Source organism: Leptospirales bacterium (assembly GCA_019694655.1).
Taxonomy (GTDB): Bacteria; Spirochaetota; Leptospiria; order Leptospirales; family Leptonemataceae; genus SSF53.
In genome coordinates this window covers 1-26,926 of record JAIBBN010000013.1, presented here as the reverse complement: position 1 = coordinate 26,926, position 26,926 = coordinate 1, and the positions used below count along the sequence as shown (strand labels likewise).

The 26,926-nt window shown below is 59.1% G+C and carries 30 protein-coding genes and 2 tRNA genes; 14 read left to right on the top strand and 18 right to left on the bottom strand.

Annotation, left to right across the window (positions count from 1 at the left end):
• Positions 1-30: 30 nt before the first annotated feature.
• From K1X75_14870 to K1X75_14855, 4 genes are all read right to left on the bottom strand, one after another.
• Positions 31-642: a hypothetical protein gene (locus K1X75_14870; GenBank protein ID MBX7059344.1), complete on the bottom strand. Its 612-nt coding sequence runs from the start codon at positions 640-642 to the stop codon at positions 31-33.
• On the bottom strand, positions 639-1,670 hold the full coding sequence (locus K1X75_14865) for a hypothetical protein (protein ID MBX7059343.1): 1,032 nt from the start codon (positions 1,668-1,670) through the stop codon (positions 639-641). The genes K1X75_14870 and K1X75_14865 overlap by 4 nt, the downstream gene beginning before the upstream one ends.
• On the bottom strand, positions 1,651-4,251 hold the full coding sequence (locus tag K1X75_14860; GenBank protein MBX7059342.1) for a transglycosylase domain-containing protein: 2,601 nt from the start codon (positions 4,249-4,251) through the stop codon (positions 1,651-1,653). The genes K1X75_14865 and K1X75_14860 overlap by 20 nt, the downstream gene beginning before the upstream one ends.
• Positions 4,252-4,319: 68 nt before the next feature.
• Positions 4,320-4,553, bottom strand: a complete 234-nt coding sequence (locus tag K1X75_14855) for a transcriptional coactivator p15/PC4 family protein (GenBank protein ID MBX7059341.1) — start codon at positions 4,551-4,553, stop codon at positions 4,320-4,322.
• A 79-nt stretch (positions 4,554-4,632) separates the two neighbouring features.
• On the opposite strand from K1X75_14855, the gene rpmB reads away from it, so the two are divergent.
• Both rpmB and K1X75_14845 read left to right on the top strand, forming a co-directional pair.
• Positions 4,633-4,878, top strand: a complete 246-nt coding sequence (gene rpmB / locus K1X75_14850) for a 50S ribosomal protein L28 (GenBank protein ID MBX7059340.1) — start codon at positions 4,633-4,635, stop codon at positions 4,876-4,878.
• 7 nt (positions 4,879-4,885) lie between these two features.
• Positions 4,886-5,587, top strand: coding sequence for an endonuclease III (locus tag K1X75_14845; protein ID MBX7059339.1), 702 nt, complete (start codon positions 4,886-4,888; stop codon positions 5,585-5,587).
• Here the strand turns inward: K1X75_14845 and K1X75_14840 are convergent.
• Positions 5,584-6,174, bottom strand: a complete 591-nt coding sequence (locus K1X75_14840; protein ID MBX7059338.1) for a TetR/AcrR family transcriptional regulator — start codon at positions 6,172-6,174, stop codon at positions 5,584-5,586. The genes K1X75_14845 and K1X75_14840 overlap by 4 nt on opposite strands.
• A 111-nt stretch (positions 6,175-6,285) precedes the next feature.
• On the opposite strand from K1X75_14840, the gene K1X75_14835 reads away from it, so the two are divergent.
• On the top strand, positions 6,286-7,311 hold the full coding sequence (locus tag K1X75_14835; protein ID MBX7059337.1) for an alcohol dehydrogenase catalytic domain-containing protein: 1,026 nt from the start codon (positions 6,286-6,288) through the stop codon (positions 7,309-7,311).
• Position 7,312: 1 nt separating this feature from the next.
• Here K1X75_14835 and K1X75_14830 read toward each other — a convergent pair whose 3' ends face one another.
• The 3 genes from K1X75_14830 to K1X75_14820 form a co-directional block, all read right to left on the bottom strand.
• On the bottom strand, positions 7,313-7,729 hold the full coding sequence (locus K1X75_14830; protein MBX7059336.1) for an OsmC family protein: 417 nt from the start codon (positions 7,727-7,729) through the stop codon (positions 7,313-7,315).
• Positions 7,730-7,746: 17 nt separating this feature from the next.
• Complete coding sequence (cysM, locus tag K1X75_14825) at positions 7,747-8,652, bottom strand: cysteine synthase CysM (protein ID MBX7059335.1); 906 nt, start codon at positions 8,650-8,652, stop codon at positions 7,747-7,749.
• Between the two features lie 64 nt (positions 8,653-8,716).
• Positions 8,717-9,571, bottom strand: a complete 855-nt coding sequence (locus K1X75_14820) for an inositol monophosphatase (protein ID MBX7059334.1) — start codon at positions 9,569-9,571, stop codon at positions 8,717-8,719.
• Positions 9,572-9,662: 91 nt separating this feature from the next.
• Here K1X75_14820 and folP point away from each other — a divergent pair, with 91 nt between their 5' ends.
• The gene (folP, locus tag K1X75_14815) at positions 9,663-10,484 is read left to right on the top strand and encodes a dihydropteroate synthase (GenBank protein MBX7059333.1); all 822 of its coding nucleotides are present in this window, start codon (positions 9,663-9,665) and stop codon (positions 10,482-10,484) included.
• Here the strand turns inward: folP and K1X75_14810 are convergent.
• Entirely contained in the window at positions 10,467-11,384 is a 918-nt protein-coding gene (locus tag K1X75_14810) for a bifunctional riboflavin kinase/FAD synthetase (GenBank protein MBX7059332.1), read from the bottom strand. The genes folP and K1X75_14810 overlap by 18 nt on opposite strands.
• A gap of 92 nt (positions 11,385-11,476) precedes the next feature.
• On the opposite strand from K1X75_14810, the gene K1X75_14805 reads away from it, so the two are divergent.
• The gene (locus tag K1X75_14805) at positions 11,477-12,031 is read left to right on the top strand and encodes a hypothetical protein (GenBank protein ID MBX7059331.1); all 555 of its coding nucleotides are present in this window, start codon (positions 11,477-11,479) and stop codon (positions 12,029-12,031) included.
• 18 nt (positions 12,032-12,049) lie between these two features.
• On the opposite strand, the gene K1X75_14800 is transcribed toward K1X75_14805, so the two are convergent.
• Positions 12,050-12,382, bottom strand: a complete 333-nt coding sequence (locus tag K1X75_14800; protein ID MBX7059330.1) for an STAS domain-containing protein — start codon at positions 12,380-12,382, stop codon at positions 12,050-12,052.
• A 161-nt stretch (positions 12,383-12,543) separates the two neighbouring features.
• Here K1X75_14800 and K1X75_14795 point away from each other — a divergent pair, with 161 nt between their 5' ends.
• Genes K1X75_14795 through hemW form a run of 4 tightly spaced genes read left to right on the top strand, consistent with a single transcriptional unit; the run spans position 12,544 to position 17,037 of the window.
• Positions 12,544-13,308: a hypothetical protein gene (locus K1X75_14795; GenBank protein ID MBX7059329.1), complete on the top strand. Its 765-nt coding sequence runs from the start codon at positions 12,544-12,546 to the stop codon at positions 13,306-13,308.
• A 59-nt stretch (positions 13,309-13,367) separates the two neighbouring features.
• Entirely contained in the window at positions 13,368-14,039 is a 672-nt protein-coding gene (locus tag K1X75_14790; GenBank protein ID MBX7059328.1) for a DnaJ domain-containing protein, read from the top strand.
• 23 nt (positions 14,040-14,062) lie between these two features.
• Complete coding sequence (locus K1X75_14785) at positions 14,063-15,808, top strand: glycoside hydrolase family 3 protein (GenBank protein MBX7059327.1); 1,746 nt, start codon at positions 14,063-14,065, stop codon at positions 15,806-15,808.
• Positions 15,805-17,037 (top strand): radical SAM family heme chaperone HemW, encoded by a 1,233-nt coding sequence (gene hemW / locus K1X75_14780; protein MBX7059326.1) that lies wholly within the window; start codon positions 15,805-15,807, stop codon positions 17,035-17,037. The genes K1X75_14785 and hemW overlap by 4 nt, the downstream gene beginning before the upstream one ends.
• A gap of 10 nt (positions 17,038-17,047) precedes the next feature.
• On the opposite strand, the gene K1X75_14775 is transcribed toward hemW, so the two are convergent.
• The gene (locus tag K1X75_14775) at positions 17,048-18,469 is read right to left on the bottom strand and encodes an MBOAT family protein (GenBank protein ID MBX7059325.1); all 1,422 of its coding nucleotides are present in this window, start codon (positions 18,467-18,469) and stop codon (positions 17,048-17,050) included.
• A 228-nt stretch (positions 18,470-18,697) separates the two neighbouring features.
• On the opposite strand from K1X75_14775, the gene K1X75_14770 reads away from it, so the two are divergent.
• Positions 18,698-19,135: a transcriptional repressor gene (locus tag K1X75_14770; protein MBX7059324.1), complete on the top strand. Its 438-nt coding sequence runs from the start codon at positions 18,698-18,700 to the stop codon at positions 19,133-19,135.
• Positions 19,136-19,161: 26 nt separating this feature from the next.
• Here K1X75_14770 and K1X75_14765 read toward each other — a convergent pair whose 3' ends face one another.
• Together K1X75_14765 and K1X75_14760 are read right to left on the bottom strand one after the other, a co-directional pair.
• The gene (locus K1X75_14765) at positions 19,162-19,716 is read right to left on the bottom strand and encodes a DJ-1/PfpI family protein (GenBank protein ID MBX7059323.1); all 555 of its coding nucleotides are present in this window, start codon (positions 19,714-19,716) and stop codon (positions 19,162-19,164) included.
• Positions 19,717-19,785: 69 nt separating this feature from the next.
• Positions 19,786-20,793: an aspartate-semialdehyde dehydrogenase gene (locus tag K1X75_14760; GenBank protein MBX7059322.1), complete on the bottom strand. Its 1,008-nt coding sequence runs from the start codon at positions 20,791-20,793 to the stop codon at positions 19,786-19,788.
• 74 nt (positions 20,794-20,867) lie between these two features.
• On the opposite strand from K1X75_14760, the gene K1X75_14755 reads away from it, so the two are divergent.
• Positions 20,868-21,692 carry a CPBP family intramembrane metalloprotease gene (locus K1X75_14755; GenBank protein MBX7059321.1) on the top strand — a complete coding sequence of 275 codons (825 nt, stop codon included), beginning with the start codon at positions 20,868-20,870 and terminating at the stop codon, positions 21,690-21,692.
• Here K1X75_14755 and K1X75_14750 read toward each other — a convergent pair.
• Genes K1X75_14750 through K1X75_14740 form a run of 3 tightly spaced genes read right to left on the bottom strand, consistent with a single transcriptional unit; the run spans position 21,667 to position 24,270 of the window.
• On the bottom strand, positions 21,667-22,530 hold the full coding sequence (locus K1X75_14750; GenBank protein ID MBX7059320.1) for a hypothetical protein: 864 nt from the start codon (positions 22,528-22,530) through the stop codon (positions 21,667-21,669). The genes K1X75_14755 and K1X75_14750 overlap by 26 nt on opposite strands.
• Positions 22,527-23,429, bottom strand: coding sequence for a hypothetical protein (locus K1X75_14745; protein MBX7059319.1), 903 nt, complete (start codon positions 23,427-23,429; stop codon positions 22,527-22,529). The genes K1X75_14750 and K1X75_14745 overlap by 4 nt, the downstream gene beginning before the upstream one ends.
• A gap of 28 nt (positions 23,430-23,457) precedes the next feature.
• On the bottom strand, positions 23,458-24,270 hold the full coding sequence (locus tag K1X75_14740; GenBank protein ID MBX7059318.1) for an enoyl-CoA hydratase/isomerase family protein: 813 nt from the start codon (positions 24,268-24,270) through the stop codon (positions 23,458-23,460).
• Positions 24,271-24,348: 78 nt separating this feature from the next.
• Between K1X75_14740 and K1X75_14735 the strand changes: the two genes are divergently transcribed.
• The 3 genes from K1X75_14735 (at position 24,349) to K1X75_14725 (ending at position 25,390) form a co-directional block, all read left to right on the top strand.
• Positions 24,349-25,140, top strand: coding sequence for a hypothetical protein (locus K1X75_14735; GenBank protein ID MBX7059317.1), 792 nt, complete (start codon positions 24,349-24,351; stop codon positions 25,138-25,140).
• Positions 25,141-25,220: 80 nt separating this feature from the next.
• A tRNA-Thr gene (locus K1X75_14730) sits at positions 25,221-25,293 on the top strand.
• 14 nt (positions 25,294-25,307) lie between these two features.
• Positions 25,308-25,390 (top strand) — tRNA-Tyr (locus K1X75_14725).
• 21 nt (positions 25,391-25,411) lie between these two features.
• Here the strand turns inward: K1X75_14725 and K1X75_14720 are convergent.
• Together K1X75_14720 and K1X75_14715 are read right to left on the bottom strand one after the other, a co-directional pair.
• Entirely contained in the window at positions 25,412-26,380 is a 969-nt protein-coding gene (locus tag K1X75_14720) for an alpha/beta hydrolase (GenBank protein ID MBX7059316.1), read from the bottom strand.
• The coding region (locus tag K1X75_14715) for a hypothetical protein (GenBank protein ID MBX7059315.1) at positions 26,377-26,926 on the bottom strand (550 nt) is incomplete at its 5' end. The genes K1X75_14715 and K1X75_14720, both read right to left, overlap by 4 nt.

Here is a 26,926-nt window from a genome sequence, read left to right as displayed (position 1 = left end):
CTACTGCACCGGCCGCCAGGCGCCGCGTCATTAACGGGCGGGGCGCAGAGGCGGCCGCAGCAATACAATTTCCCGGGCAATTCCGGCGCTGTATGCTCCGGCGCGACCTTGCATCGCGAGCGCTTCCAGTTCCGCTACCAGTACGCCCTCGCCGTCGCTATGCAGGTTAAGCAGATGCCAGGACCTGTTCTCGCAATCTTTGGTCTGCAGCGGGCTTCCATGGGCGGCTATCCGATCGGCGTCTTCGGCCGCAAATGGAGCATCGTCTGTCTGCGTCGCCGATTGTTGCAACAGTACAAAGTCGCCGGATTGGCGACCAATGATCTGTGTCAGATTGGCAATGTCGGCGGGCAGAAAAAGACAGTCCCTTAACTGCAGCAGTCGCGAGCGGGGAAGGCTTGCGCCGTGCAGCTGTAGCGCAACGCTGTTGCGACACAAATAGACGCGCGCTGCCGGCGAAGTCTCAAGCTGAAGGCGCAAGCTGAAATGTTGCTCATGCTCGCGCTGCCAGAAGGGGGCGGGTTGAGTCTGGACCTGATCGCTTTCCGCTGAAGAGGCTTCAACTGGTTGCGCCCAGCTTTTCCCGGCCAGTAACAGTCGCAGCACAATCAACAACAAATAAGCCGTGCGACTCAATTTCATCGGCCAACCTCGCCGGCCTCAACAAGCGAGAGAGCTTTTCGCTTCAACCAGTTTTGCGGATCGTGCTGTAAATCGCGCCGCAAGTTGCTACGTCGGGCGCGCAATTGAGTTTGTGCGCGCGCATCAAGATTCAATTCAGTGCGAATTGTCAGCGCCAGCAGCTCGGCTTCCTCATCACGCTGCAACGGCCAACCCTGCAATAGATCAAAGGCCTGCTCGGGAAGCCCCATCTGGTATAGACTGTAGGCGGCAAGGGCATTGACGCGCAAAGACATATCGCCGCTGGAGCGGGCTGCAGCCAGACGAAAAAAACGCACGGCGTCAGCGTGCTGGCCGCGAGCGCGCGCCACTCTTCCCAGCAGATAGAGAGCACGGGCGCCTTCTTCCGCACTGGGGGACGACGTCTGGCGTACAAAGTCATGCAGCAATATTGCCGACTGATCAACGTCGTTCACAGCAAGTAAAAAGTCGGCGCGCAGCAGCGGATGAAGCCCGCCCCCGGCGAGCGTAAGTATCTCTCTTGCCTGCTGCTCCAGGCCAGCGCGCACCATCCGCGTCAGAATCTCGGACTGAAAAACTGGACGTCCGCTGCCAAGCTCAAAGGCTCTGCGCAACTCAAGTGCGGCCCGCGATTGCGCTGTCGTTGACGATAGCGCAGCGGTCCCGCTCAAATAGGACTCAATAGCGCCTTCGCTTACTTTGTAGTAACGAAGCATATCCTGCTTCAATGTTCCGCGAGCCTGCCCTCCAAGAACAGCGGATGCCAGCCACGCCTCAGGATAGAGCCGGAGCTGTCGCAGCAGATGGAAGCGTCGCCAGCGAGCGGCGCGGTCCAGATCTGCTGGAAGACCGCGCTGCAATGCAGCCTCGTAGAGCTCAAGCGCGCGATCAGGCTCCGCGCCTTCCAGGCGGTAGGCTTCTTCAAAAAGCGTGCGACCGGACTGGCCGGTAAGCGGGGTCGCACCAATGAGAAGGAGCAGCCCAAGTGTCGCCAGAGCTGTGCGACAGTCAGTGAAAGTCCGAATCACGATTCAGACTCCAATCATTGGTTTGCGGCGGCCGCAGATCTTCTTCGGCGGGCGGGGGAGGTCCATGCAGTGGCGTAAACCACTCCTGCACCCGCTTGTGACAGGAAGCTCCGGGCTGACGACCCGTTTCTTCGCAAACCGTGCGTCGCACTGCACGGGGTTCAAAGTAATAGCCGCCGCTCTGCCGCGGGGCGGCATTCAATATGCGACCGAATAGCGGTCCGGCCAGCGCTGCGCCCGTTCCATTAGCCATGGAGTAGAGCGGCGCATCATAGCCCACCCAGACTGCGGCCGCCGCGCCGGGAATGGCGCCGGCAAACCAGGCGTCGCGAAAATCATTGCTGGTCCCGGTTTTTCCAAACAGGTTGCTCAGGCTCGCCCCGCGACTGACGCCGCCAAATCGCGCTGAATCGCTCATCAGACTGACCATGACCTCCGCCGTTGCCCCATCAACAGCCTTGCGCTCCGTCGGCGCATCGAAATGAAATTCATCGCGGGCGCCCGCCTGGTAGAGTAGCTTTCCGCTGCCATCGAGGATGCGCTTCACCAGATAGGGACGGTGGATGATCCCATTAGCGGCAAAGGCGCTAAAGGCCACAGCCATTTCCAACGGACTCATTTCAATCGATCCAATGGCAGCTGTTTCGTCCGGTCGAAAGCGCGCTGCGAAACGCGGCTCCGAGGGAAAGAAGAACTTCTGAAACTGCTCGCCCAGGCGATCGATCCCGATAGCGCGCGCCGCCTGGATGGCTGGAATATTCTGGGAACGGGCCAGAGCGCGCCGCACCGGAATGGGTCCTTCATAGACTCCGCTGAAATTGTGCGGTAGCCAGTAGCGGTCTGTGTTTCCGCCGCTCACAAATATTGGACTGTCCTCCAGGATGCTCGCGGCCGTAAGCGCTCCGCTTTCAATTGCTGCGGAATAGACGACAGGCTTGATTGCCGATCCGGTCTGTCTGCGCATCTGCACGGCGCGATTCAGCTGGTTGCCTGGCGTAAAATCGGCGCCGCCCTGCAGGAAGAGTACGCCGCCGCTTGCCGGGTCCACGCCCGCCGATGCCGATTGCAGTCGCGGACGCACGTTAGCTGGCGTCGGCATGCCGAAGAGCTCGCCAGCGATGGCGAAGTTGGAATAATCCTGTACGAAGCGCAATCGCTCGTCCTCAATGGGAACGCGCTTTCCGTCGACGTAACGCGCCGGCGGAAAATTCGGAGCGACCTCGCCGATGAATTGTTTCGTCTCCCGCGCGGCAGCTATCTGGAGCTGACGATCTATAGTGGTCTCGATACGCAGTCCTGCGCCAAATTGATAATCTTCGCCAAAAAGTTCGGCCAGTAGTTGACGCACGTGCTCGGCCACGTAGGGCGCATCATTCAAGCGCACGCCAAAGACGCTATCGGCCGGCCGCCGCGTTACAGTGCGCAATGCCAGGTCGCTTTGCCGCTGGTAATCGATAAGCTCGGGAACTGGAAATCCCTCGTCACGCATGCGCAGATAAATGCGATCCATTTTGCCGCGCAGTTGTCGCGGGTTGCGCAAAGGAGAAAAACGCTCCGGCGCCGACGGAAGTGAAGCAAGCGCCAGTTGTTCGGCGAAACTCAGTTCGCCAATCTGGCGGTTGAAATAAAAGCTGGAAGCAACCTCGAAGCCGCGGGCGCCATGCCCGAGGTAAACGAGATTCATATACGCTGCCAGAATTTCGTCCTTACTCAATGAATCCTCGAGATAGTATGCAAGCGCAGTTTCCCGCAGCTTTCGCAGCAGGCTTTTTTCTCGCGAACCTAGCAAAATACGCGCCAGCTGCTGGGTGATGGTCGAACCGCCTTGCGAATAGCCGAAACTCAGCAAATTGGCCGCCGCCGCACGAAACACCGAGCTCCAGCGCACAGCCCCATGCTGATAGAATTGGTCATCCTCCACAAAAAGCAGCACGCTCTTGAGCGAGGGCGGCAGTTGATCTGGCTGCAGTGCGCCGGTTCGCTCGGCAAAAAGTTCGGCAATCGGCTGGCCATTGCGATCGACAATGGTGTTGGGCTGGATAAACCTCAATCGAGCCGTGTAGGCATCGGCCCCGCCCGGAAAGTAGAGCCGCGGCAGATGCAGCGACGCCGCCAGCAAAAGCGCGACGCTCAAAACAAGCGCCGCAGCGGCGGCGACCAACAGCAGCGGTCCGCGACTTCCATGGCGGCTGCGCCCGGCGGCGAGATGCAAGAATGAGTTGGAGAGTCTCTGGAGTTCTTGCCATAGGCCCGTGATGCTTCCTTGTGCTTTACTGCGCGGGCGGCGTGTAATCGCCTGTGCGTTGCGGCGTCCAACGGAAGGCGATGCATCGCGTGCGGCGCCAGGGAGCGAACGACGAGGTTCCTCCTGTCGCCGGAGCGCTGGCATCGGCGGCGCTGCGCTGGCGGCGGCTCGCGCCAGACGCAGCAATTCGCCGTCGCGGTTGTCAAAATACTGCGCGGCGCCGCAATGCGGACAGTAGGCGCGATGGACAACGCGCAGCTCGGCCTGGATCACGGCCCGGAACTTGCCTCCACAGCGGTCGCAGACGTGCGGGGCTTTGAGGGGTTCGGTTTTCATCGGACCGAGCGACATACCGGGAGAGGAGCTCTGGGCTCTCTGCTACAGTATCGGAGTCATTGGACGACTCAGCCTCCAGAAAGGATGTTCTGGATCTCCGACTCCGCTTCAAGCACAGCCTGCTTCAGCTGGGCGTAAAGCTCCGGTTTCAGAGCGATGCCCTTTTGCGTGGGCTTCTTCTCGCCGCTCTCTTTGTCCGTGTACCAGATGCGCAGGTTCAGCAGCTTTTGCCCCTTAAAGTCTGTAATTTCGACGCGAATGATCTCGCCGCCGCCCTTTTCAATATCGCGAATGATACCCATATCCTGAGTGCGGGGCGCCCGGCTCCGCCTGGCAATTTCTTATTGCTGGCAAGGGCCCCTGCCAGATTGTGGCCCGGCTATGTCCAGAAGGTGCCAGATCTCCGGGAAGTCCACGGCCTCCGGAAATGCGATTTCCCACTCCCACCGGCGGACCAAGCGCAAGTTCAAGGTAAACCTTGTTTCCAAGCGTGTCTATCTGCCGCATGAGAATCGCTGGGTCCGCCTGCGCATTTCGGCGCGCATGCTTAAGACGCTGAACAAGCGCGGCGTCGTTTCCCTGATGAAGAAGTACGGCCAGGACCTCAGCGTCCTGAAAGCCGGCTGAGACCAGTCTGGAACAGCAGGCCTTCCTGCAAATCGCATGGCGACGCTTTCAGCGTCGCTACGGCAAGCCTGCCTGTCCCTTGCGCTACGGCGCTCCGCATGAGCTGGTCATTTCCGTCATCCTGAGCGCTCAGTGCACGGACGAGCAGGTGAACCGAACTACGCCAGCGCTATTCGAGCGCTTTGTACGACCTGAAGATTACGTTGCCGCGTCGCTGACAGAAATCGAAGAGCTAATCTATTCCACCGGATTCTATCGTAACAAAGCCAGGAACATTCAGGGCTTCTGTCGCGCACTGATCGAGGATCACGGCGGTAAGACGCCGGAAACGCTGGAGGAATTGGTGCGGATGCCGGGCATCGGACGCAAGACTGCCAACGTCGTTCTCGGCGAGTTGTATGGTAAGGCGCCGGGCCTGACGGTCGATACGCATGTGGCGCGTATTTCACGATTGTGGTCCTTGAGTAAAGCGCGCGACGCAGTACATATTGAGCGCGACTTGCTGCAGCTGCTCAAACCCGCCTGGCGACTTTGCTGGCCGCTCTACGTCATCTTTTTGGGACGATCCCATTGCACTGCGCGCCGCCGCGATTGTCAGGTCTGCTATCTGGGCGATGTTTGCCCGGCTTCCTCGCGAGAAGCTCGGCCTGTCGCTGCCAGGCCGCCCGGCAAGAAAAAGCAAGGCGCGCGTCGGCGGGCGGATCGCTAGCCCTGCAGAGCCAGCAACAGATCAGTTTCCAGTGCGCGCAAGTGCTGGCGATCGCCGGTCATTCGAAACAATTGCAGCGCACCCTCGTACAGTCGCAGCAGTCGCGCCGCAAGTTCCGCTGAACTTGACGAAACCTTCAATCGACCGGCGTTGCGCTCCAGCTCAAAGTATTCCTCGAGAATCGAGAGCCAACTCTGAATTGCAGATGCGACCGCGGAACGAAGCCGCTCTTGTTCTTCTTCGATCTGCGCTCTGAGGTTGGCCACCGGGCAGCCATGGTAAGCGCCGCCGCGAGCCTCGCGCCATAGCAATCCGGACCAGACGCGTACAAAGTGACCGGGCCCCTTGCTCTTCGAGACGACCAGTCGAAGGAAGCTGCGGAAATTTTGATCCTGCAATTGCAGATAGGCGAGCGCCAGCTCCTCCTTGGTTTCGAAGTAGCGATAGAGACTGGCCTTGTGCGCTCCGGATTCTTCAAGAATCTGATTGATTCCGGTTCGCGAATAGCCCTGGCGGCTGAATAGCTCGGCCGCCTTTCTGAGGATTCTTTCACGCGGGCCGTCACGCAAGGCCGGGGAGCGCACCATGACACATGAGAACCGCAGGGGCGGCGGCCGTCCAGAAAAAGTTGTAGACAACGCGGTCTATTGTTGAGAGGCATCGAATAGACAAGTTGGTCTATTCCCGGGGAGGCAAAGATGCAACAACTGCAATACGTACGCAAAGGCGTCCTGGAGTGGGGCGAGGTCCCGGCGCCAGAGCTGTCTGGAGGAGATGCTCTGGTGCGCCCGCTAAGTATTGCGCGCTGCGACCTGGATTTGCCTATGTTGCGCGGCGAGACGCTGCTGCGGCCGCCGTTCCCCTTCGGTCACGAGTTCACCGCCGAGATCACAGAACTGGCCGACGATGTTCAGGGCTTCCAGATTGGACAGCGGGTCATTGTTCCCTTCCAGATATCCTGTGGCAGCTGTCCGCGCTGCCGGCGCCATAGCAGTCAGAATTGCAGCAGCGTCGATTTCACTTCGGCCTATGGCCTGGGCCGCATTTCGCGGCAGTGGGGCGGAGCGTTTCAGGAGAGCATCCGCGTTCCTTTTGCCACAGCGATGCTGGTGGCAATGCCGGAGGGCATCGACCCAGGAGCGATTGCAAGTATCAGCGACAACATCAGCGATGCGTGGCGAACCGTGGCCCCCTTTCTCCAGGCTGACAGAGACCAATCGACGCTTGTCCTGGCTGGCGGCGCGCACAGCATCGCACTCTACGCCGTGCAGATTGCCGCGGCCCTTGGATCGCCGCACATCACCTACGTCGATTCCAGCGAAGAACGTCGTCGCCACGCCGAACGACTGGGCGCCGTTGCTATCACCATGGAGGAATTTCAGGGTACACACCCGCAGGCGGACATCGTTGTGGAAGCCACTGGCAATGCAGAGCGTTTCCCGGAGGCAGTACGCGCGGTTGCGCCCGGCGGATCGTTGACTCCAGTCTCGATCTTCTTTCAGAATGACCTGCCGCTCCCTTACCTCGAAATGTACAACAAGAGCGTGCAGTTGAACATCGGTCGCGTCAGTTCGCGTGAAATCATCCCGCAGGCCCTGGCATTGATTGAGAAGGGCGCGCTGCAGCCGCAGGAGGTGACCACCCGGCGCGTTTCCTGGAAGCAGGCGGCGGACGCGCTCCTTGAAGAAAGCGTCAAGCTGGTGCTGGACTGCGATCCACTGTAGTTCAGGCTTCGGACAGAAGCTCGCTGCGATAAGCGACGTGCACTTCGCCCTTCAGCATGGCCAGCACGCTACAGTACTTTTCAACGGAAAGCTGTACTGCCTGCTGCAAGCGATCCAACTGCACATCGCCGGAGGCTTGAAAAACAAGTTCAATTGACTTGTAGGTGGCCGGCGTAGCGTCGCGCCGGACGCCATGCACTTTGATCCGCAAATCGGCCAGGGTCTGGCGCTGTTTTTTTAGAATGTGGATTACATCCATGGCGCTGCAGGAAGCCAGACTGGCCAGAAACATCTCCATCGGCCGCATTCCGCCGCCGGCGCCGCCCAGGTCGGCAGGACCATCAATGCGGGCCACGCCGCCGCTGCCGGCGCGCGCCTCAAACAGAGACTCGCCAACGCGCTGTAGTTCTACCTGCATTTCTCCGCCGGCCATACTCAAGTATCCTTCTCTTCGAAAAGATCGGAGGAAAGATAGCGATCGCCGCGATCGCAAATGATTGTGACCAGCAAACCGTGCTCCAATTCAGCAGCCAATCGCTCGGCGACAGCTACGGCGCCGCCGGCGCTCATGCCGCAAAAAACGCCTTCGTCGCGGGCCAGACGTCGCGTCATGCGCTCTGCATCCCGTTGATCAATGTCCATCAGTCGATCGACCCGGGCCGGTTCGAATATTTTTGGGAGGTATTCTTTTGGCCAGCGGCGGATACCCGGAATCTTCGAACCATCTGTAGGCTGCACGCCGACGATCTGAACCTGCGGCGCTGTTTCCTTCATGTAGCGTGATACGCCCATGATGGTGCCGGTGGTTCCCATGGAAGAGACAAAGTGCGTGATTTTTCCTTCCGTATCGCGCCATATTTCCGGACCGGTTGTGCTGTAGTGCGCCCGATAGTTGTCCGGATTGGCGAACTGATTTGGCATCCAGTAGCCGCCCCGTGCAAATTTCTCATGGGCGTAGTCTATGGCCCCTTCCATCGAAGCAGCCGCCGGCGTTAACGTAACCTGGGCCCCGTAGGCCTGCATTGCCAGCGTGCGTTCGCGCGTGGAGCCGTCGGGCATCACCAGTTCGATTGGATAGCCCTTCACTGAAGCAATCATGGCCAGGGCAATTCCAGTGTTCCCGCTGGTGGCCTCGATGATCTTCATCCCAGGCTTGAGTTCGCCGCGCTTTTCCGCCTCCTGAATCATCCAGAGCGCCGGGCGATCTTTGACGCTGCCAGCCGGATTGTTGCCTTCCAGCTTGCCGTAAATTTTAACCGAGTTCTTTGGCGATATACTGCGCAATTCAACCAGAGGAGTATTGCCGATCAATTGGCTGAGTGAGGAAGCAGGCGCAGACACAATTCCAGAGGCCCTTACCAGGCGCTACGGTCAATAGCGAATCGAAGGCTATGCAATCCCTTACTCAGGGCTTGCTACGACGCATACCGGGCAGCGACTGTATGCTGGCCAGCGGGGCCAGCGTCTCCAGCATCGGCGCGTGAATCAGACCGTTGGTGGCCAGCATCTGAAACATCCCCGGCTCAAAATTCTTGCCAGAAAAGTCGCTTACCCGGCCGCCCGCAGCGCGGACAATAGCCGCCCCGGCTGCAACATCCCATGCGCCAAGATTGAATTCGTAGTGTGCATCAAAGCTGCCTTCGGCAACCCAGCAAAGATCGATGGCCGCCGAACCTGTGCGCCGGATGCCGCGTGCGCTGGCCAGCACCGAGCGCACGCCAGAAACCAGCGAATCCAAAAACGCAGCGCGTTCATAGGGAAAACCAGTTACAACCAGAGCGTCAGCAAGCGAACGGTTGTCGCTAACATGAATTGGACGCTGGTCGCGAAACGCCCCTTCGCCTATCAGACCATGATAACGGCGATTCAGAGCGGGCAGGCAAACCAGACCTGCAATCGGAGAATTGTTGTAAAGAATGCCAATGGATATAGAATAGAGCGGCAGTCCATGAGCGTAATTCACCGTGCCATCAAGGGGATCCACAGCCCAGCTGAAGTCGCCCTGCGCACCGCCGCTGCGACCGCTTTCTTCGGCAAGAATCGCGTCATTGGGCCAATCGCGTCGAATAGCGCCAAGCAAGGCCTGTTCCGATTCCAGATCGGCGCGAGTCACCAGATCGCTGGCCGTCGATTTGCTGCGCACTTCGAGGTCGCCATATTGCAGATCGCGCAGCAGCGCTTCAGCCGCCGGCGCCGCCGCCAGCGCAGTGCTCAGGCGTACGCGTGCGGCGCTCCGGATGTCCTCTTCCAACATCGCCATCAGCTGGCAGGCTGGCGCGGCAGGCCTCGCCGTCAATTGATTCCTCCAGCCGAACTGCTGAAGGGCGTTCCCGGCAAGCCACCTGAATAACATCAACTTAAACTATATGCGTATCTTTGGAATTGTCAACATCACCGCAGACTCCTTCTCTGATGGCGGTCTGTATCTGGCGCCGCATAGCGCGCTGGCTCATGCTCGTCAATTGCTGGCCGGAGGAGCCGACGTCGTCGACCTGGGCGCCGCCTCCAGCAATCCCGATGCGCAAGCGCCGATGGTCGAAACCGAAATCGATCGCTTGCAGAGCGTCGTCCTCGCGTTACAGGCCGAGGGACGCAATGTCTCCATCGATAGCTGTCGCCGAGAAGTGCAGGAAGCAGCCATTGGCTGGGGCGTACGTTACTTAAATGATATCAACGGCTTTGCCGATCCCCTTCTGTATGAACGGCTTTCAAGTGCGCCGCAGCAACTGATTGTTATGCATAAGGTACAGGAAGCCGGCGTGGCCGATCGACGAGCCTACGAGCCGCAGCAAATCTTAGAAAGGATCTGTCGCTTTTTTGACCAGCGATTGGCGGTTCTCCAGAGGGCTGGCGTCGAAGCCGGGCGACTGATCCTGGACCCGGGAATGGGTTTTTTCCTGGGCGCGGCGCCAGAGAACTCGCTCCTTATTCTGCGATCGCTGCAAAAACTGCGCGCTGAGTTTCCTTTTCGATGGATGATTTCGGTTTCGCGCAAGTCATTCCTTGGCGCGCTTACCGGACGGGAGCCGAAGCAGCGAGGGGCGGCGACGCTGGCTGCGGAGATCTTTGCAGTAGAGTCGGGAGTGGACTTTGTGCGCACTCATGACGCAGCTGCATTGCGCGACGCGCTGCTGGTGAGGCGGGCGCTGCTGGCCTCAGAGTCGGAGCAGTAGCGTTTGCTGACGATCCATATGCAGCTGTGAGGCCAGGGCCTGCGGCGACTCAAAGCGCCTTTCCTCGCGTAGCCGGCGATGGAAATGCAGTCGAATATCCTGGCCGTAGAGATCGCCTTGAAAATCGAGCAGGTGCGCCTCGACGCTCAGGCGGGAGTCGGCAAAGGTCGGCTTCAAACCCACATTGACCATGGCTCGAAAGCGCTGTCCGCCCCACTCCGCCAGACAGGCGTACACGCCGTGGGCTGGCAAGGCCTTGGTCTCGGGAAGATCCAGATTGGCAGTAGGGAAGCCAAGTTCGCGGCCGCGTTGTTGGCCTCGCACTACCATTCCGCTGGCAAAATAGGGATGACCAAGCAAGCGCGCCGCAGCCTCTACATTGCCTTCGCCCAGTAAGGCGCGGATGCGCGAAGTGGATACAATTTGTCCGCGGTATCGCACCGCTTTTACGCGTTCGACAACAAAGGGATAACGACGACTGAAGCGTTTCAGCAGCTGATAGTCGCCCTTGCGACCGCGTCCAAAGCGCTGGTCGTAGCCAATGATGATCCTTTTTGCGCGCAATCTGCCCAGTAGAATCTCTTTCAGATAGCGCAGCGCCGTCATGCGCGCCAGATCGCGGGTGAAAGGGAGAAAGACGACCGCGTCCAGCTCAAAGCGCTGGAAAATTGCCAGCTTTTCCTGATAGGTAAAAAGCTCCGCGCCAGCAGCCGGCCGCTTGGCAAGTACCAGGTCGGGATGCGGATGATAGGTAACCAGCACCCGCGCCATACCGGACCCGCGGCCCAGGCGTTTCACAAGGGCCTGATGACCGCGGTGCATGCCATCGAATACGCCAAGGGTAAGGGCGCACGCTGGCCACGGGGAGGCGAAGTCGCCAAGTTCGTGGATGATTTGCATTCCGGGTCTGGTTTGCAGTTCCGCGGCGCCAGCGGCGGCCGCAACCAGATTCCAGCAAGTTGCCTCTGTTTCCGATAGTAGCAGGAGACAACATGCGCCTGCGCCGAAGCCTTCGCCTGATCCTGTCCTTGTTTTTTCTGCCTTTGTCCGTCGGCGCCGCCGCCGATTCGCCAGGCGAGATCAACTTTACCCTGGAGAACTCCCGCCAGGCAATCACTTCAGTCGAACTGGAACAATGGGCGCGCAGCCGGAATCTGCGCCTGCAGGCCGACTCGTCACTGCGGAACCTGGCCGATTCGGTAGCCGCGGTGGTTCCAGAGCAAGGACTGAGCTTTGAGCTGGAGTCCCCGGCGCGCGGACGGATCTATCTTTATCTGGATCTCGCCAGCTACGAACCATTGGCAGGGGCTCAGCATCCGCGAGTACGCTGGCTGGAAGTCTGGGTCAACAATCATCTGGCGACAACCCTCTACCAGGGCGGCGGCCGATACCTTGACCAGCCGACCGTAGTAGTCATAGACCGCGAAATGGTCCTCGATGGACGCTTGCGCATTCGACTGCGACCGTCTCCCGGAGACGGAATATTTGCCATCTGGGACGCATTTGTAAGCCGCTACGACGAGCGCACAACAGAAGCGACGCCCTGATCTGGCGGCTGCGCGGTCTCAGATGGATCGGCTCTTGAACTCGTCCGGGGACAGGATTTCGAAGTAGGACGTCAGTCCGCTAACCTTGAAAACCTTCTCAATGGCCGGCTTCAGATTGGCTACACTGAGCTTGCCCTTGATGCCCTGGACATAATTCAGCGCCTTGATCAGGATGCCAATGCCGCTGGAATCGATATAGGTGAGCCGATCCATGTCGATGATGACGTCCGGGCTCTCGCCTTTCACGTGCTCTTCCAGAGCCGCCTTCAGGTCCAGCGAGGTGTAGATATCCAGGCTGCCTTCGAGTTCGAAGATGATGCGATTGTCTTTTTTCTTAACGTTGATTTCCATAAGACCTGGCGACTGGGGGAGAATGCCTGACGGCGAGGACAGTTTGCGCCCGCTTCCCCGGGGCTTCAACGAAATTTCCGCTGAAGGGGCGCTGGATTTTTGCTGGCCAGGGGGCCGAAAAGTAGTGCAGACTTGCCTGAAGAGTCGGGAACCCCAAAGCCATGAAACGCATCGCAGCAGTCCTTTTGATCCTGGCCGCCGGCCTGCAATCGCCGGCCTACGCGCTTGAGGAATTTACCCGTGTGCGAGAGCCAAACGCTGAGCAAAAGGTCACGATCGAGGTCCTGACCCGCGAAATCATGGAAGTGCAGAAGCTTCTCAACGGCTACCGTACGGAGCTGGAAAACAAGAGCTGCGGCACATTGTATGGAGGCGAAAACATCATCTGCGCCTACTACCGGATTGATGCCAGCACTCAGCGCAGTATTGTTCCGCTGACGGCTCAGCAAGAGACTATCTATGGCCAACGCCAGCGCTACGTGTACAACGAGCAGGCGATCATGCAATGGCAGGGCAACGACATCAAGAATTACGTCTTTGAATCGCGTCGCGGATTCATCGGCAAAGGCCAGGTGCTGTGGCGCAGGCTTTCCGGAAACTCGATCGTCAATGCCGGGGCGGCGGAGACTCCGCTGAACCTTGAGGTAAATGAGATTCTGGCCTCCGGGCGCGGGCTCATGGTGAACTTCCGCTTTCCAAACGCTCCGGACGTCCGCGACGGCAAAGAACAGGTCGAAATCGACGGCCAGCGTCGCGAGATCGACGTGATCTATGTGCGCGATCCGGAAACGAAGATCAACATGATGCGCGAATACCTGCGCCAGCTGCGCCTGCTGGAGCGTCGCCTCGACTGGAATATTCGGGCCGAAGCGGCCCGTCGCGAAGCGGAAGTGGGAAGACTGTTACGCAGCGACTACGATCGTTGACGGACAAGCGGCTGCGGCCTTGAGTCGCGGGCCTCTGGGGCGGCGACTTGCCAAGCGCGATGCCGGCATCTGCAACAAGCATTTTTGTCGACCACTATGCAGTGCTGGGCGTCGACCACGCTGCGCCGACGCTGACCATCAAGCAGGCCTTTCGTCGGCTGGCGCGCATCTGTCATCCTGATGTTTGCGGCGGCGATGGCCTGCGCTTCATCCAGGTCTACAGCGCTTACCGGACACTGGCAGTTCAGGAAAGCAGACAGAACTTTGATCGTCTGCGGCAATTGCACCTGCTGCAGGCGACGGCGCGAGCCCGCCTGGCGGAACGTTTGCCCATCCCCGCTACGCGATTGCGCTTCCCTTACAATGCAGCCGCGTTTGCCCGCCGCGGTTTGCTTGGGCGACGTTATCACAGCGGCGACCGGCGACGCATCTTCAACATTGATTGCGACCTCGAATTACATTTGAAAGCAGCAGAGCTCCGGCGGCCGCTCGCTGTGGTTTTGCCGCTTACCGTGCGCAGCATTTGCCCGGATTGCCAGGGAAGCGATCTGGACTGCGACGCCTGCTCCGGCCGCGGGTCGTACAAAACTTGCCGTCCCACGCCCCTGCACCTGGATGGCGGACTGGCGCCGGGGCAGATACTCGAGATCCGTCTCGATGGGCTGCGGCCGGGACCGCTCTGCCACTTCAAGAAGCAAAAGTTGCGACTGAAGATTGTAGTGCAACAGTGATCGCCCTGCGGGAGCAACGTAGAATGAAACGACTCAGCTTCTGGCTGGCCGCAGGAGCGGCGTTATTGCTTGTGATGAGCGCCGGCGCTTATGTTTGCGCCCAGAATTTGCAACAGGCGCGGCTGCAAGAAATGCTGGAACAGGCGCCACAGCAGATTCTGGCGCGGATGTCGCTGGAGGACAAGGTCGGCCAGCTGATACATATCGGCATGCGCGGCAAAGATGCCAGCGGCGCTGTGCTGAACGATATCCGGCGCTACCGGCCCGGCGGCGTAATTCTTTTTGCAGTCAATCTGGGCGATGCCGGCCGAATCCGCGCATTGAATGAGGGGCTGCAGCGCGCCAGCGTCGCCGCTTCCGGAATTCCCTTGTTGATCAGCATCGATCAAGAGGGCGGCCGCGTTGTGCGCGTCGGTCCGGATGGCGTGGATCAATTTCCTGCGGCCATGGCGCTAGGACAGAGCAACGATCCGACGCTGGTAGAAGAAGTGGGCTTTATGACCGGCTACCAGCTGCGCAAGCTGGGACTGAATCTTGCTCTGGCGCCGGTGCTTGATGTGAACAGCAATCCGGCAAATCCGGTTATCAACACGCGCTCCTTTGGCAGCGATCCGGAGCGCGTAGCAAACATTGGACTTGCTCTGGCCCGCGGTCTGCGCGCCTCGGGCAATATTCCGACGGTGAAGCACTTCCCCGGCCATGGCGACACCAACGTTGATTCGCATCTCGATCTGCCGGTAGTCCATAAGTCGCTGGAGAGCATGCGCGCTATGGAACTCGCTCCCTTTCGCGCGGCGATTGGCGAGGGCGCTGAAATCATAATGTCGGCACATATTGTATTTGAGAATTATGATTCGCAAAATCCTGCAACGCTCTCCCCGCGGATTCTCAAAGATCTGCTGCGCGGCGAATTAGGCTTCCGCGGCCTGGTTATGACCGACGCCATGGAAATGAATGCAATTTCCAGACGCTATGCCCGCGGAATGGCGGCGCGCAAGGCCTTCCAGGCTGGCGCCGATATTGTCTTGCTAACCAGCGATGGAACAATCATTCGTGAAATGTACGACTCTCTACTGCGCGGCTTTCAAAGCGGCGAGCTTTCCGTAGACGATCTGAATCAGGCGGTTCTGCGCCAGGTGCGTCTCAAATTTCTGCGCGGCGCGTTCTACAGCAATGCATCTCCGCTGTCTCCGACCGACGCGGCGTTGACGGCTCATTTCCAGAGTCTGCAGCAGGCCGCCGATGAGCGCGCCGCGGCCATAGAGGCGAAGTACCGCCGTCAGAATCTCAACTTGAACCGAGTTGCCTCGCGCGCCGCCATCGCCGCGCTACGGCGTCCCTATGCCGGACTGCCGCTGGAGCGGCGCAAGCAGGTGCGCTTGCTCTACAGCAGTGAGGAGGTGCGGCAGGAGGCGTTGCTCGATGGCCTCAGCGCCGAGCAATTGATCTTTGCGCCGCGTTCCGTTGACCTTTACCAGATCTTTCGTCGTCGCAAAGCGGGCGAAGTCTGGATGCTGGAGCTGGATGAACGCAGCGTGAGCGCCTGGAATCGAATCGTTCAAGTGCTGAACGCCAGTTCCGAGGCGCGTCTGAAAGGCGGCGTCATAGGATTGCTTGCCGCTTCGCCCTATTTGCGGGCGCTCAGTCCCAATGATGGAGCGCTGCTGTGTTCTTTTGCTTCCACGCCGGAGTCGCGACGAGGCCTGGTCTATCGCGCTCTGGCCGCGGGCAGCGTGCCCCAGGCTGATCTGATCTTGCCGGCGCTGTGAATTCCGACCTGCCAGCTCTGCTGACGCCGCCTCGCCGCGCCGACCTGCTTGGCGTCTATATTCATTTTCCCTATTGCATTCGTAAATGTCGCTACTGCGATTTTTATTCGACGGGCCTGAATGTCGAAGGCGGCAATGATCAACTGCAACCAAGCGCTGAACAATTGCGGGAATACGAAGAAGCTCTGATGCGTGAGCTGGGCGACCGCCGCGACGACTTTGCCGGATTCCAATCTGTTAATACCATTTTCTTTGGCGGCGGCACGGCTTCGCTGGCGCCGGCGGCCTTGATTGATAGAATTCTGCGTCGCATCAGCGAAGAATTTACGCTAACCACCGACTGTGAAGTCACGCTGGAGGGCAATCCCGAGGATTTCAGCGCGGACTATTTGCATTCATTGCAACAGTGCGGAGTCAATCGCATACATGTCGGCGTTCAAACATTGGAGACTCGCCATCTGCAGGCCATGGACCGCTACTTTTCGGCCAGCTCTTACCAGAGGATTTTTGAGCGCTTGAGCGAAGCGCCGCAGTCTCGAATTGGCGTGGATTTGATCTATGGTTTTCCGCAACAGACCCTCGACGAGTTTCTCAAGGACCTGACGGCAGCGCTGGGCGCTCGACTCGATCACCTCTCCCTGTACAGCCTCACCGTAGAAGCGGGTACGCCCTACGCGGCGCTCAGCGCGCGCCGACAGATGGGTGCGCCCGATGAGGAGCTTCAGTTTCAGGTCTTTCAGATGCTGCCCGGGCTATTGGCGGCGCGCGGCTTCCAGCACTATGAAATTTCCAACTATGCTCTTGCTGGCGGCGCCAGTCGTCATAATCTGCGCTACTGGCTCTATGAGCCCTATCTGGCCCTTGGACCTGGAGCCCACGGTTTCACCGGCAGATTGCGTTACGCCAACCCTCGAAGCATTCAACAATGGCAAATGAATCCCGCGCAACGCTGTTTTCAAGAGGCGGCGCCTCTGGAGGAGGCTGCTCTGGGCGCGCTGCGGTTATGCGGCGGCATTCCGCTTTCGTTGTTTGAACGCGACCTGGTCCGGGAGTACCATCTGCCAGAGGAACTGAAACTCAATGTCCGGAGCGTTTTTCAGCAATGGCAGGATCGAGGCTACGGCCGTCTTGACGCCGACTATTTTACCTGGAACATGGAAGGAATGCTGCGTTTAGATGATCGCATTGCCGAATTCTGCTCAAGGCTCGGGCCTGCGGCCGGAAGCTGAACTGGAAACCTCAAAACTGGAAGTAGATGAATTGTCCGCTGACGTCGCCAAAGGCGCTCACCACAACGCCAACAAAAAATGTTCCGGCGATATTCAGTGCATAGCGCAAGCCGTTGCGGCCGGCGATAAAGCTGCGAACACCCTTCCAGTATTGCAGGGCGTTAAAGATCAGAGCTACCAAAATTAACGCCAGAACTCCGTCGATTTGTACAACCGTATTGCCGCGCTGCATGGAAAGCGCCCCGCCCATCAGGTCGATCGCTTGCTGCAGCCCCGGTACAGCAAAAAAGATCGCGCAAAAAGCAAAGAGTGCGTTGGTGCGCACCACGCGCAGGATTCGGACGGGCGCTGGCGCGCCGTGCTCCGGAAAGAAGAGCCAACCCTTTCGATGACGCAGTCGATCCCAACAAATGTAGAGGCCAATGATGCTGCCCCAGATCAGGTAGGTCCAGGCGGCGCCGTGCCACAATCCGCCGAGGGCCATGGTAATCATGATGTTCAGATAGGTGCGTGGTTCGCCGAGACGCGAGCCGCCCAGCGGAATATAGATATAGTCGCGAAGCCAGGTGGAGAGCGTAATGTGCCAGCGTCGCCAGAAGTCCTGCATGGTCTCGGCCATCAGCGGCCCGCGAAAATTGTCCGGTATCTCGTAGCCCAGCAAGAGCGCCATGCCGCGCGCCATGTCGGTGTATCCAGAGAAGTCGCAATAAACCTGTACGCCAAAACTGAGCGGCGCGATCCACAGCGTCAGCGCATCGTAGGCAGCGGGGTTCTGCCAGACCGGCGCCATGGCATGTCCAATGTGGTCGGCCAGCAGAACCTTCTTTACGATCCCCTGCAGAATCAAGAGTCCGCCATTGAGCATTCGATCGTGGGACGGCGCTGGATGGTCGATCTGACTCAAGAAATCCTGGGCGCGCATGATCGGTCCGGCTACAAACTGCGGAAAGAATAATATGAAGAACGCGTAGTGTCGAAAGGAAACTGGTCGATCAATCACGCCGCGGTAACAGTCGACCAGAAAAGCTACGATCTGAAAAGTATAGAAGCTGATAGCGATTGGCAGGACGATGCTGAAATTCCAGTCCTGAATGAGGTTGGCCTTGATGTGCGCCAGATAGGGCAGGCCAAATATGCTGCCGGCGCTCTCCGTAAAGAAATAGAAATACTTAAAGATTCCAAGAGCGCCCAGATCAACGACCAGACCCAGCCAGAGCAGGCCGCGGCTCTTCTTGTGAATCAACGCCGAGCTCAGTGCAAAGTTCAGCGCAATCAATGCCAGAAAAAAAAGCAGAAAGGGAATGCTGTACCACGCGTAAAAAATAAGGCTTGTCGCGAGGATTAGCGTCTGCCTACCTTTGAGCGGCAGCGGCCAGTAGAGCGCGTAGAAGACAACAAACAGCGCCAGAAAAATGGCCGAATTGAACAGCATGGCGTCACTCAGTGCGCCGCCAGGGGGCTGTCAATCATCCGCTTTCGCGGAAGGCCGGCCGGCCTCTGGCGCTCGCCAATTGCGAAGTCTGCTTCTGCCCTGCCAGGTCAGCGTCGATCGGCAGCGAAGTAAGTCGGGATATCAAGGGCATAGAATGAGACCAATTCTCAGAAAAGGCCTTGCCGGCCGCAAAAGCGGCGCCCAGTTTGCCGATAGAGAAGGATAGTAATGGAAGAGCGCGACTATGGCATCAACAAGCGCGAGGTTGCCGAGCTACTAAAAGATTGCTCGATCAATCCGACTACGCAGCGCATTGAAATTGCCCACCTGCTGCTGCAAAGGCCGCAGCATCTTTGCGCCGATGAGATCTATCGCGCGCTGAATAGCGAGTACGAGCAGGTCAGTCAGGCTACCATCTATAATACGCTGCGGCTCTTTGTGGAAAAGGGCGTCATCCGCGAACTGATTGTGAGTCCCGACCGAATCTACTACGACTCCAATACCGGCGTGCATCATCATTTCGTAGATACGAAGTCCGGACAGATCAGCGACATTGACGCCTCGCGCGTCAGCATCAACATTCCGCAGATCGATCAACTGAACGCCGAAGTGCACGAGATATCGCTGATCATCAAGGGACGAAGCCGCGCCGAGCCCGGGGTGTGATTCGCTCCGCTTAGTTCCTCTCCGCCTCAACCCTGAACCAGCATCGCTGCCGAGACTTCCTGGCGTTTTGCCGCACCGCACAGCTGTTCGACCAGATCAAGTGCGAACTCAAAGCTGGTCCCAGGACCCTGACTGGTTGTCACCAGACCGGCGCGTACCACGCGTTTCTCCGGATGATAGCTTCCGCCGCTGGCCTTGGCCTCGTGACCGGGATAGAGCGTAAAGGGATCGTTCTTGCTCAGAATTCCGTGAACGCGCAGCACGGTGGGCGCCGCGCAGATTGCCGCGATGCGCTTTTGCATTTGCTGGTGTCGTTTCAACATCGATGCCAGCGTGACGTCCTCCTGTAAGCGTCGCGCGCCCTCGCCTCCGCCTGGCAAAACAATCAGATCGAAGTCCTGGTTCTGGACATCGGCCAGGGTGGAGTCCGCCAGATGCTGCGTTTGGCGCGAGGCCCGTACCGCGCCGGGCTGCAATGAAGCCGAAACAACTTCCACGCCGGCGCGTCGCAATACATCGATCACGACTATCGCCTCCATTTCCTCGAATCCCTCGGCCAAAGGCACCAACGCGCGCGGCATAGATAGAACTCCTCGCCTTGAATCTGCACAAGAATTGCAGACAGGTCAACTCAATTGATGCGCATTTTGCTAGAGCAATTCAGCAATTTGCACAGCATTGAGCGCCGCGCCTTTCAGCAGTTGATCGCCGCAGCAGAACAATTCCATCTCGCGTCCGTCGTCGCTGGCCGCCGATCGACGCAAACGACCGACCAGAACATCGTCCTGACCGCTGGCCTCCAGCGGCATTGGAAAGCGATTGGCCTGCCGATCATCAACCACGCGCACGCCCGGAAAGGATTGTAGCGCATCGCGAATAGCCGCAAGGTCTGCTGGATCGCGCAGCTCGAGGTGGATAGACTCGGCGTGGGCGCGGAAGGTGCTGACGCGCACGCAAGTTGGCGCCAGACGAATGGAATCGTCGTGCAGAATCTTGTGCGATTCCTTGATCATCTTGGTCTCTTCCTGGTTGTAGCCGCTTTCCGGGTCCATCGCCGAGTTGTGGCTGAAGACATTAAAAGCCAGCGGAAAGGGGAAGATTTCCGTCGCCGGGGCCTTGCCTTCCAGGGTCTGCCGGGCCTGCAATTCCATCTCTTTCATGGCGCTGGCGCCAGCGCCCGAAGCCGCCTGATAGGTTGAAACGACGATCTTGCGAATCGGATTGATGCGGTGGATGGGATACACTGCCATCAACAGGATGATGGTACTGCAATTTGGATTGGCGATAATTCCGTGGTGTTTGGCCGCATCCTCTGGATTGATCTCCGGCACGACCAGCGGCGCTGTTGGATCCATGCGAAAGGCGGAGGAATTGTCGACGGCTACAGCGCCGGCCTGCGCGGCCAGGGGGCAGAAGCGCTTGCTGATCGATCCGCCGGCGCTGAACAGCGCCACGTCCACGCCCTGGAAGCTATCCTCGCGCAGCTCCTGGACTGTGTAATCCTGACCCTGGAACTGCTGATGGCTGCCGGCGGAGCGCGCGCTGGCCAGCAGGCTCAGCTTGCCAACCGGATAGCGTCGCTTCTCCAGAACTTTCAAGATCTCCACGCCGACGGCGCCCGTTGAGCCAACGACGGCGACATGTTGAGAGGACTTCATGCGGTCACATTTCCAGCGGCCTCTGGCCGGCAAAGTCTGAAAAGGCTGCTGCTGACGGCCGATATTGCAGGCAGATGAGTTTTTCCGGCAAAGGTCGTCCATTGCAGGCGGCGTTGCTCTGGGCGCTCCTGCGCGGCGAGACCAAAGAGCGCGTCGCCAGGGAGCTTGATCGCGGCGAACGGGCGCGCCTCGACAGGGAACTGCAGAAATATGGCGAAGCGCCGCGCAGCGAACGTTTGCTGGCGGAAGAGGCGCTGCGCGAGCTGCTAGCAGTAAAGCAACCGCGCTGGCCGATTGCCGCAGCCGCAGCTCTGGCGCTGATCTTTGGTCTGTCCTTCACCCTGCACCTGGCCCTTGTGCCAGCAGCACCCATGCAAATTCGACTGCAGGTCTTTCAACCGCTGTTCCTGAGTATCTTTGCCCCGCTGTCGCTTTACCTTCTCACTCCGCTGCGACGAAGGATGCTGTTTCATTGGCGTTTTGGATTGATGCAGCTTGGGACGGCGCTTGTCGTATTTCTGACTCTGCTCTGGTCTCTGGCCTTTATCCACGAAGAACAGATGAGGATCGGCGGTCTGGCGCCGCGTCTCGATTCAATCGCGCTTATCTTTCTGGGAATGGGCGCCGTCCTTGCGCCGCTTCTGGAAGAAGTTGTCTTTCGCGAACTTTTTCCTTCGCTCTTTGGCAAGGATCCTTACGTAATCGGGCAGCTGGCCAGCGCCCTGGCTTTTGCCTCCGCCCATTTGCTTTTCAGTGCGCGGACAGCGGAAAGCTTTGCCTGGAACCTTGTGGCGGCGCTGGCCCTGGCGCTGTTGCGTATCGAAAGCGAGGGGCTGGTCCTGCCTTATGCTGCGCACGCCATGGCCAACGCCTTCAGCCTGGCCCTGGATTCGGGCTGAGCGGCGCCTGGTAGTTCTCAGGCGCGGCGACAAAGCGCAAAAGCTCGTTTCGCGCCGCCTCGTTTTGCAGCAGAAGAATGCCCTTCTGGGGGCTGTCGACGCGCAGACTTGCGGCTCGCTGCAATTGCGCCGCAACTGCTGTCAGACGAAAGAAGAAGCTTCGGCCTTCCATCAGCAAGACGGGAGCGGCTACTTCGCGAGCGCCCAGCTGCGCCAGTTCGGACCGGTAGAATTCTGCGTTTGGTGAAAGCGCAGCGATGCACTGAATGCCCGGCAGGCTCTGGATCAATACCAGGTTGCTGTGGAAATCTCCAGCTACAATACAACTGCGGCTGATCCCAAGATGCAAAGGTTCGGCAGTTTCTTCGATAGAGGCGATGGCTGCCCAGTAGTCCAGTGAGATACGCTGTGCCATTTCCAGGTTGCGCGTCAGGTCGCTGGCGCTGACGACGCCCCGCAAGGCGCCAGGCGAGCTATCACGGTGACCGCGTCCAGTCACTACGGCTACATGCGCCGCTTCGTGCAGCTGGGTGGCAATCTGCAGCACGCGGATGTCGTTGCTGGCCATCGGGAAGTCTGGCAGCAGCAATAGCATAGGCGCTGGCATTCGGGCGGCCGGAATTAGAGTGATGTGTACGGGATAGCCGTCCAGAGCCGTTGCCGTCCACTCCCAGCGGCCGTTGTGCCGCTGCATATCGTACCAGCCATCGTCAGGGCCAAAGGTCAGGGGCAAGGCGCGGCCATCAGCAGCCGGTCCGGCTGTAACCCGGCCGCTCGCGCCAAAGAAAGAAAGGGCGGCGAGCGCGATGAAAATGCTTCCTGATGCCTTGCGAATCAAAGATTGCTGAGGGCGCGCACTGAGCCTCGAAGGTAGCGCTTGCTCAGGTCGAACTTCATATCGGACAGAGTGCGACGCCGTCCCTCAATCAGGTATTCTACTGAGTCCGCCTGATTCTGCAAGCGGAAGATCGTCGCCGTATAGGCTGCAAAAAAGGCATCCAGGAAGTACTGACGCGTGCGCTGCTCGTCGCGGCGCGAAGACAGGAAGCCGCGCACTTCCGTTTCCAGCGTTTCCTCGCGCATGTCAATGATCAGACGGCGCTTGCCGCCGCTTTCGCGCAGCCAGATCTTGCGGATGGCAATACCCAGGTCGGGCAGGGGCTCCACGTCGGCAATTGCGCCGCTGGCGTCCGCGCTCAATTCCCCAGGATGACAGATCAAGGAGGCGGCGCGGCGAAGATCTAACTCCAGATCGCCGCTTGGCAGAAAGAGCCTTGAAGTCTCCGCCGGTTTGCCATTATTGCGCGATGCAGCAAAAACGACGAATTCGCGACGCAGCTCGGCGCGCGGCGGACTGAAGCCAAGCAAGGGAATTGTAAGGCCCCAGGGATTTTGACCGACCAGCACAACGCCTGCCAGAAACACGACTGCCACCGACCAGAGGATGGAGCGGAAGCGAAGTTGCCCGTCATTTTGCAGGCGAGCGTGAAATTCCAGGAGGGCGGATCGAGCAGAACGGAAGCGCTGCGGTAGTAGCAAGATCTGAAGCCAGATTGCTTGCGGAGAATTGCGGGCCCGCTGCCATACTGCGGGCATAGCCAGGCGCGCACGCCGCGGAAGCTCCCTCCACGGATAGGCGCGCAGAGCGATAAGGCCTTTCTGAATATACTCAGCGGCAACACCGAGCGCCGATTGCAGATGCCTTGCGGCGCGAGAGATCGCAGAAGCGGCGGCCATTGTGGCCAGATTTCCAGGCGGCTATGGCTCAGACAAACCAGAAACGATCCCCGCGGTTGAAGCGATCAACCCCCTGGCGCATGCTTGCGCTGCGAATCACAGGGTAGAGATTTTCAGATTCCAGTCGCAAGGCGTCCTCCAGCGGTAGATGCCATCCGCGCAAGGCGCTTTGCAAATCGGCAAGCAGTGCGTCGCGCGGTTGTTCGCATATTTGCTCCGCGATGCGCATGGCGCGTCCCAGTCCGCGCCCCTTGGAACAGATCTCCCAGATCAGTCCAATCTCCATGGCTCGCGAGGCTCGGATGCGTTGACCGGTGATGATCAAAGGCAGCGCTGAACCCCAGCCCAGCAAGCGCGGCAGGTATACCGTTCCGCCGTCCACCAATGGCACGCCCCAGCGTCGGCAGGCGACAGAAAACAGCGCCTGGCGCTCGGCAATGCGAATGTGGCCATGGCAGAAAAGCTCCAGTCCGCCGGCATAGGTATAGCCCTGGCTAACTGCGATCACCGGTTTGCTCTGGACGATGCGCGATCCGCCAAGCGGACCCAGGCCATCCTGGACGACCTGGGCTATCTCCTGGTCGGACGCATAGATGTTAACCAGCTCATCGAGCGCGCTGAGGTCTGCGCCGGAACAGAACGCCTTGTCGCCCGCGCCGTGCAGAACGCAGACCAATAGCGAGTCGTCCTCTTTGAACTTGCGCCATGCTTCGACAAAGAGTTTGGCTGCTTCGCCGTTGATGCAATTGTGTACCTGCGGTCGATTGATTGTGATCTGCAAGATTCGACCGCCAGGACGATCATGAATTGTGCAGATCAGCGGCAGTTCAGAGGCGGCCATCGCCGATCGACATGGACCGCTGCGCCAGACTCAATCAGTTTTTGTTGCGAAAGTCCATTTGCGGTGCAGGATCGGTTCATGCTATCGGAAGGAAATTTGCGCAAATGGATCCTGTTCAACGCCTGGATCATTCTGGCCCTGGCGGGCGCCCTGATGGCTCTGGGCAGCGGCGCGCCGCCCCATGACGGCGCTTACAATCCTGGCTTTCAACAGGCCTTGATCTGGTTTGAACTCATGCTGCATCCTGCCGAGCTGCAAAGTATCCTTGGTCCGCCTGACGCCAGTGGACAGGCCATGCGACGGATGATGGATCGCATCCAACTCCTGGATTATATCTTCTTGATCGCTTATCCTCTATTTAATTTTGCACTGCTGCTTTGGTTTCGCCTGCGGCTCTTTGGACCCCGCCATGGAACGCTGCCATTGCTGTTTCCGGCTTTGGCGGCCTTTGCAATGTATCTGGGAGACGCGCTGGAGAATCGGGCCCTGCTTGCGTTGAGCGCCGACTCCTTGCGTGATTGGGCGGCCAGAGAGTGGATTCAGTCTTTGCGCATCTGGTCGGATCTAAAGTGGACGTCTATCTTTCTGGCGCTGCTTCTTCTGGCGCGCTATTGGCTGCTGGAGTTGCGCGCCCGGCATCGAAGTCCGATCTGGATCATTGCCGCGCTGCCGCTGCTTACCGCGTTTGTCGGATTGGTTGGGACGCATGCACACTGGGCCGCTTCCCCCGCGGAACTGGCAGCCTCGCCCGTCGCTATATGCAATGCTGCCGGGCTGCGTGTGCTGGTAGAAGGCGCCGCCTCCGGCGTTGCGCTCAGCTGGCTTGTATCGTGGATCTATGTCTGGCGCACCCCGCCTGAGGAGCCTTGATTTTTCGAAGGGGGTTGACGGGGCGCCCGCCCTCCGGTTTCCAGTTCTTTCTGTCTGTCGGGCGAGCCCACAGACGCTCTGCTGCCTTAGCTTAGCAGGTAGAGCGGCTGATTTGTAATCAGCAGGTCGCGGGTTCGATTCCTGCAGGCAGCACATCGTTGTAGTTAGGGCAGGTTCCCGAGTGGTTAAAGGGACCAGACTGTAAATCTGGCGGCTTACGCCTTCGAAGGTTCGAATCCTTCCCTGCCCACACTCCGGCCCCAGGATCCGCTCAGTCGCTCTCAGGCGAGAGAGTGTTCAGCCACTGCAGCAAAATCTCATTCACGACCTGCGGTTGTTCCTGCTGCGTCCAGTGGCCGCAATTTGCAATTTCATATCTGGTCAACCTTGCGACATGTCGTTCCATGCCGCGCGTCATCGATGGCGGCAGCACCGGATCGTCGGCGGCGCAAATCATCAGCGCCGGCATTTGTAAGACGGTTCCGGCGCTGGCTGCCAGCCAGCGCCAATTTCGTTCCATATTCCTGTACCAATGCAGAGCGCCCCGGAAGCCTGTCTTGCGAAAGGCGGCCTCGTATATGCCGATCTCTTCGTCGTCTAATAGATCGCTACGGATCAGCTGCTGGTCCAGCGGCGTTGCGTCTTGCTTTTTGGCCCCAATGGCAGCTTGAAAAAAGGCGTCGATCGGGCGCCCTGATCGCGAACTTTGAAAAATGGAATGAAGCGTCGCGCGAATGTCCGCTTCCAGCATCGCCTCTGGCGGGCCGATTTCCTGAAAGTACAGCTGGTAGGCCAATCGGCCCGGACGCTTACGCAGCATTTCCAGCGGATTGAGTCGAGTGTGCGGTGAAAGCGGCGTATTCAATGCTGCGACGGCGCGCACTCGACTGGCGTGCATCAAGGCCATGTGCCAGACAATCATTCCGCCAAAATCATGTCCGACAAAGATCGCCTGCTGGTAGCCATGGGCATCCATGAGGGCCAGAAGATCCGAACAAATTTCTTGTGAAGCATAGTCCTCGGCCGCTGGCGGAGTAGAACTTTCGCCGTAGCCGCGCATATCCGGCGCCAGTGCGCGAAAGCCGGCGCTGGCAAGGGCCGGCATCTGGCGTCGCCAGGAATACCAGAGTTCCGGAAAGCCGTGGCAGAATATGACGGGCGCCCCGTCGCCGCAGGCGACGACGTGAATCTGAACGTTCCGGTTCTGGACAAAGGAATGCTCTATGTTCCAACGTGTCATTGTTCCACGCCGCTCTGGCGGAAGACGGCAGCGCAAAAATCCCGCTCTGCCTGCGTAGCGCTGGTCGGCGCTCTGGAACAGTAGGCTTTGCTCTCCACTGGCGCCCAGCGTCCAAAGCGATCGCCAAGATAGTCCGGTTTCGGCGGCGTTTGCCACGATTGTCTGCTGCGCAAATTGCGTAGCGCGATCTGCAAGAGTCGGGGCTTGCGGTCCGCGCCTGCGACCACAACTGCATGGTACTCCTGTCGACCGCCGCCGATGGATGCGCGAATTCGAATCAATCCAGCGCCCTCGCCGATTGTTTCAGCAATGACGACCGCCCGCGCCGGGCCGCGTTGTGGTTGCAGTCGCAGATCATTACGCGGTCCGTCGATTTCCATAAAAGGTTGTTCGCCAACCAGCAACACAGCGGAGTCCGGCGGCGCCAGGGGATAGTAAAGGGTACTGTAGAGTTCTCCTCGGGCCAGGATGCGTCCTTCGCTCGCAATTTTCCAGCCAAACTCCGGCGAACCAAAGGCGTCGCGAAAATCAATGGTCGTGCGGCGA

Bases quoted from the DNA above. Each gene is read 5' to 3' on its own strand.
- K1X75_14870 (MBX7059344.1), bottom strand. From the start codon at position 642: ATGAAATTGAGTCGCACGGCTTATTTGTTGTTGATTGTGCTGCGACTG.
- K1X75_14860 (MBX7059342.1), bottom strand. From the start codon at position 4,251: ATGAAAACCGAACCCCTCAAAGCCCCGCACGTCTGCGACCGCTGTGGA.
- K1X75_14855 (MBX7059341.1), bottom strand. From the start codon at position 4,553: ATGGGTATCATTCGCGATATTGAAAAGGGCGGCGGCGAGATCATTCGC.
- rpmB (MBX7059340.1), top strand. From the start codon at position 4,633: ATGTCCAGAAGGTGCCAGATCTCCGGGAAGTCCACGGCCTCCGGAAAT.
- K1X75_14840 (MBX7059338.1), bottom strand. From the start codon at position 6,174: ATGGTGCGCTCCCCGGCCTTGCGTGACGGCCCGCGTGAAAGAATCCTC.
- K1X75_14835 (MBX7059337.1), top strand. From the start codon at position 6,286: ATGCAACAACTGCAATACGTACGCAAAGGCGTCCTGGAGTGGGGCGAG.
- K1X75_14830 (MBX7059336.1), bottom strand. From the start codon at position 7,729: ATGCAGGTAGAACTACAGCGCGTTGGCGAGTCTCTGTTTGAGGCGCGC.
- K1X75_14820 (MBX7059334.1), bottom strand. From the start codon at position 9,571: ATGGCGATGTTGGAAGAGGACATCCGGAGCGCCGCACGCGTACGCCTG.
- K1X75_14810 (MBX7059332.1), bottom strand. From the start codon at position 11,384: ATGCAAATCATCCACGAACTTGGCGACTTCGCCTCCCCGTGGCCAGCG.
- K1X75_14805 (MBX7059331.1), top strand. From the start codon at position 11,477: ATGCGCCTGCGCCGAAGCCTTCGCCTGATCCTGTCCTTGTTTTTTCTG.
- K1X75_14800 (MBX7059330.1), bottom strand. From the start codon at position 12,382: ATGGAAATCAACGTTAAGAAAAAAGACAATCGCATCATCTTCGAACTC.
- K1X75_14795 (MBX7059329.1), top strand. From the start codon at position 12,544: ATGAAACGCATCGCAGCAGTCCTTTTGATCCTGGCCGCCGGCCTGCAA.
- K1X75_14790 (MBX7059328.1), top strand. From the start codon at position 13,368: ATGCCGGCATCTGCAACAAGCATTTTTGTCGACCACTATGCAGTGCTG.
- K1X75_14785 (MBX7059327.1), top strand. From the start codon at position 14,063: ATGAAACGACTCAGCTTCTGGCTGGCCGCAGGAGCGGCGTTATTGCTT.
- K1X75_14775 (MBX7059325.1), bottom strand. From the start codon at position 18,469: ATGCTGTTCAATTCGGCCATTTTTCTGGCGCTGTTTGTTGTCTTCTAC.
- K1X75_14770 (MBX7059324.1), top strand. From the start codon at position 18,698: ATGGAAGAGCGCGACTATGGCATCAACAAGCGCGAGGTTGCCGAGCTA.
- K1X75_14765 (MBX7059323.1), bottom strand. From the start codon at position 19,716: ATGCCGCGCGCGTTGGTGCCTTTGGCCGAGGGATTCGAGGAAATGGAG.
- K1X75_14760 (MBX7059322.1), bottom strand. From the start codon at position 20,793: ATGAAGTCCTCTCAACATGTCGCCGTCGTTGGCTCAACGGGCGCCGTC.
- K1X75_14755 (MBX7059321.1), top strand. From the start codon at position 20,868: ATGAGTTTTTCCGGCAAAGGTCGTCCATTGCAGGCGGCGTTGCTCTGG.
- K1X75_14745 (MBX7059319.1), bottom strand. From the start codon at position 23,429: ATGGCCGCCGCTTCTGCGATCTCTCGCGCCGCAAGGCATCTGCAATCG.
- K1X75_14740 (MBX7059318.1), bottom strand. From the start codon at position 24,270: ATGGCCGCCTCTGAACTGCCGCTGATCTGCACAATTCATGATCGTCCT.
- K1X75_14735 (MBX7059317.1), top strand. From the start codon at position 24,349: ATGCTATCGGAAGGAAATTTGCGCAAATGGATCCTGTTCAACGCCTGG.
- K1X75_14720 (MBX7059316.1), bottom strand. From the start codon at position 26,380: ATGACACGTTGGAACATAGAGCATTCCTTTGTCCAGAACCGGAACGTT.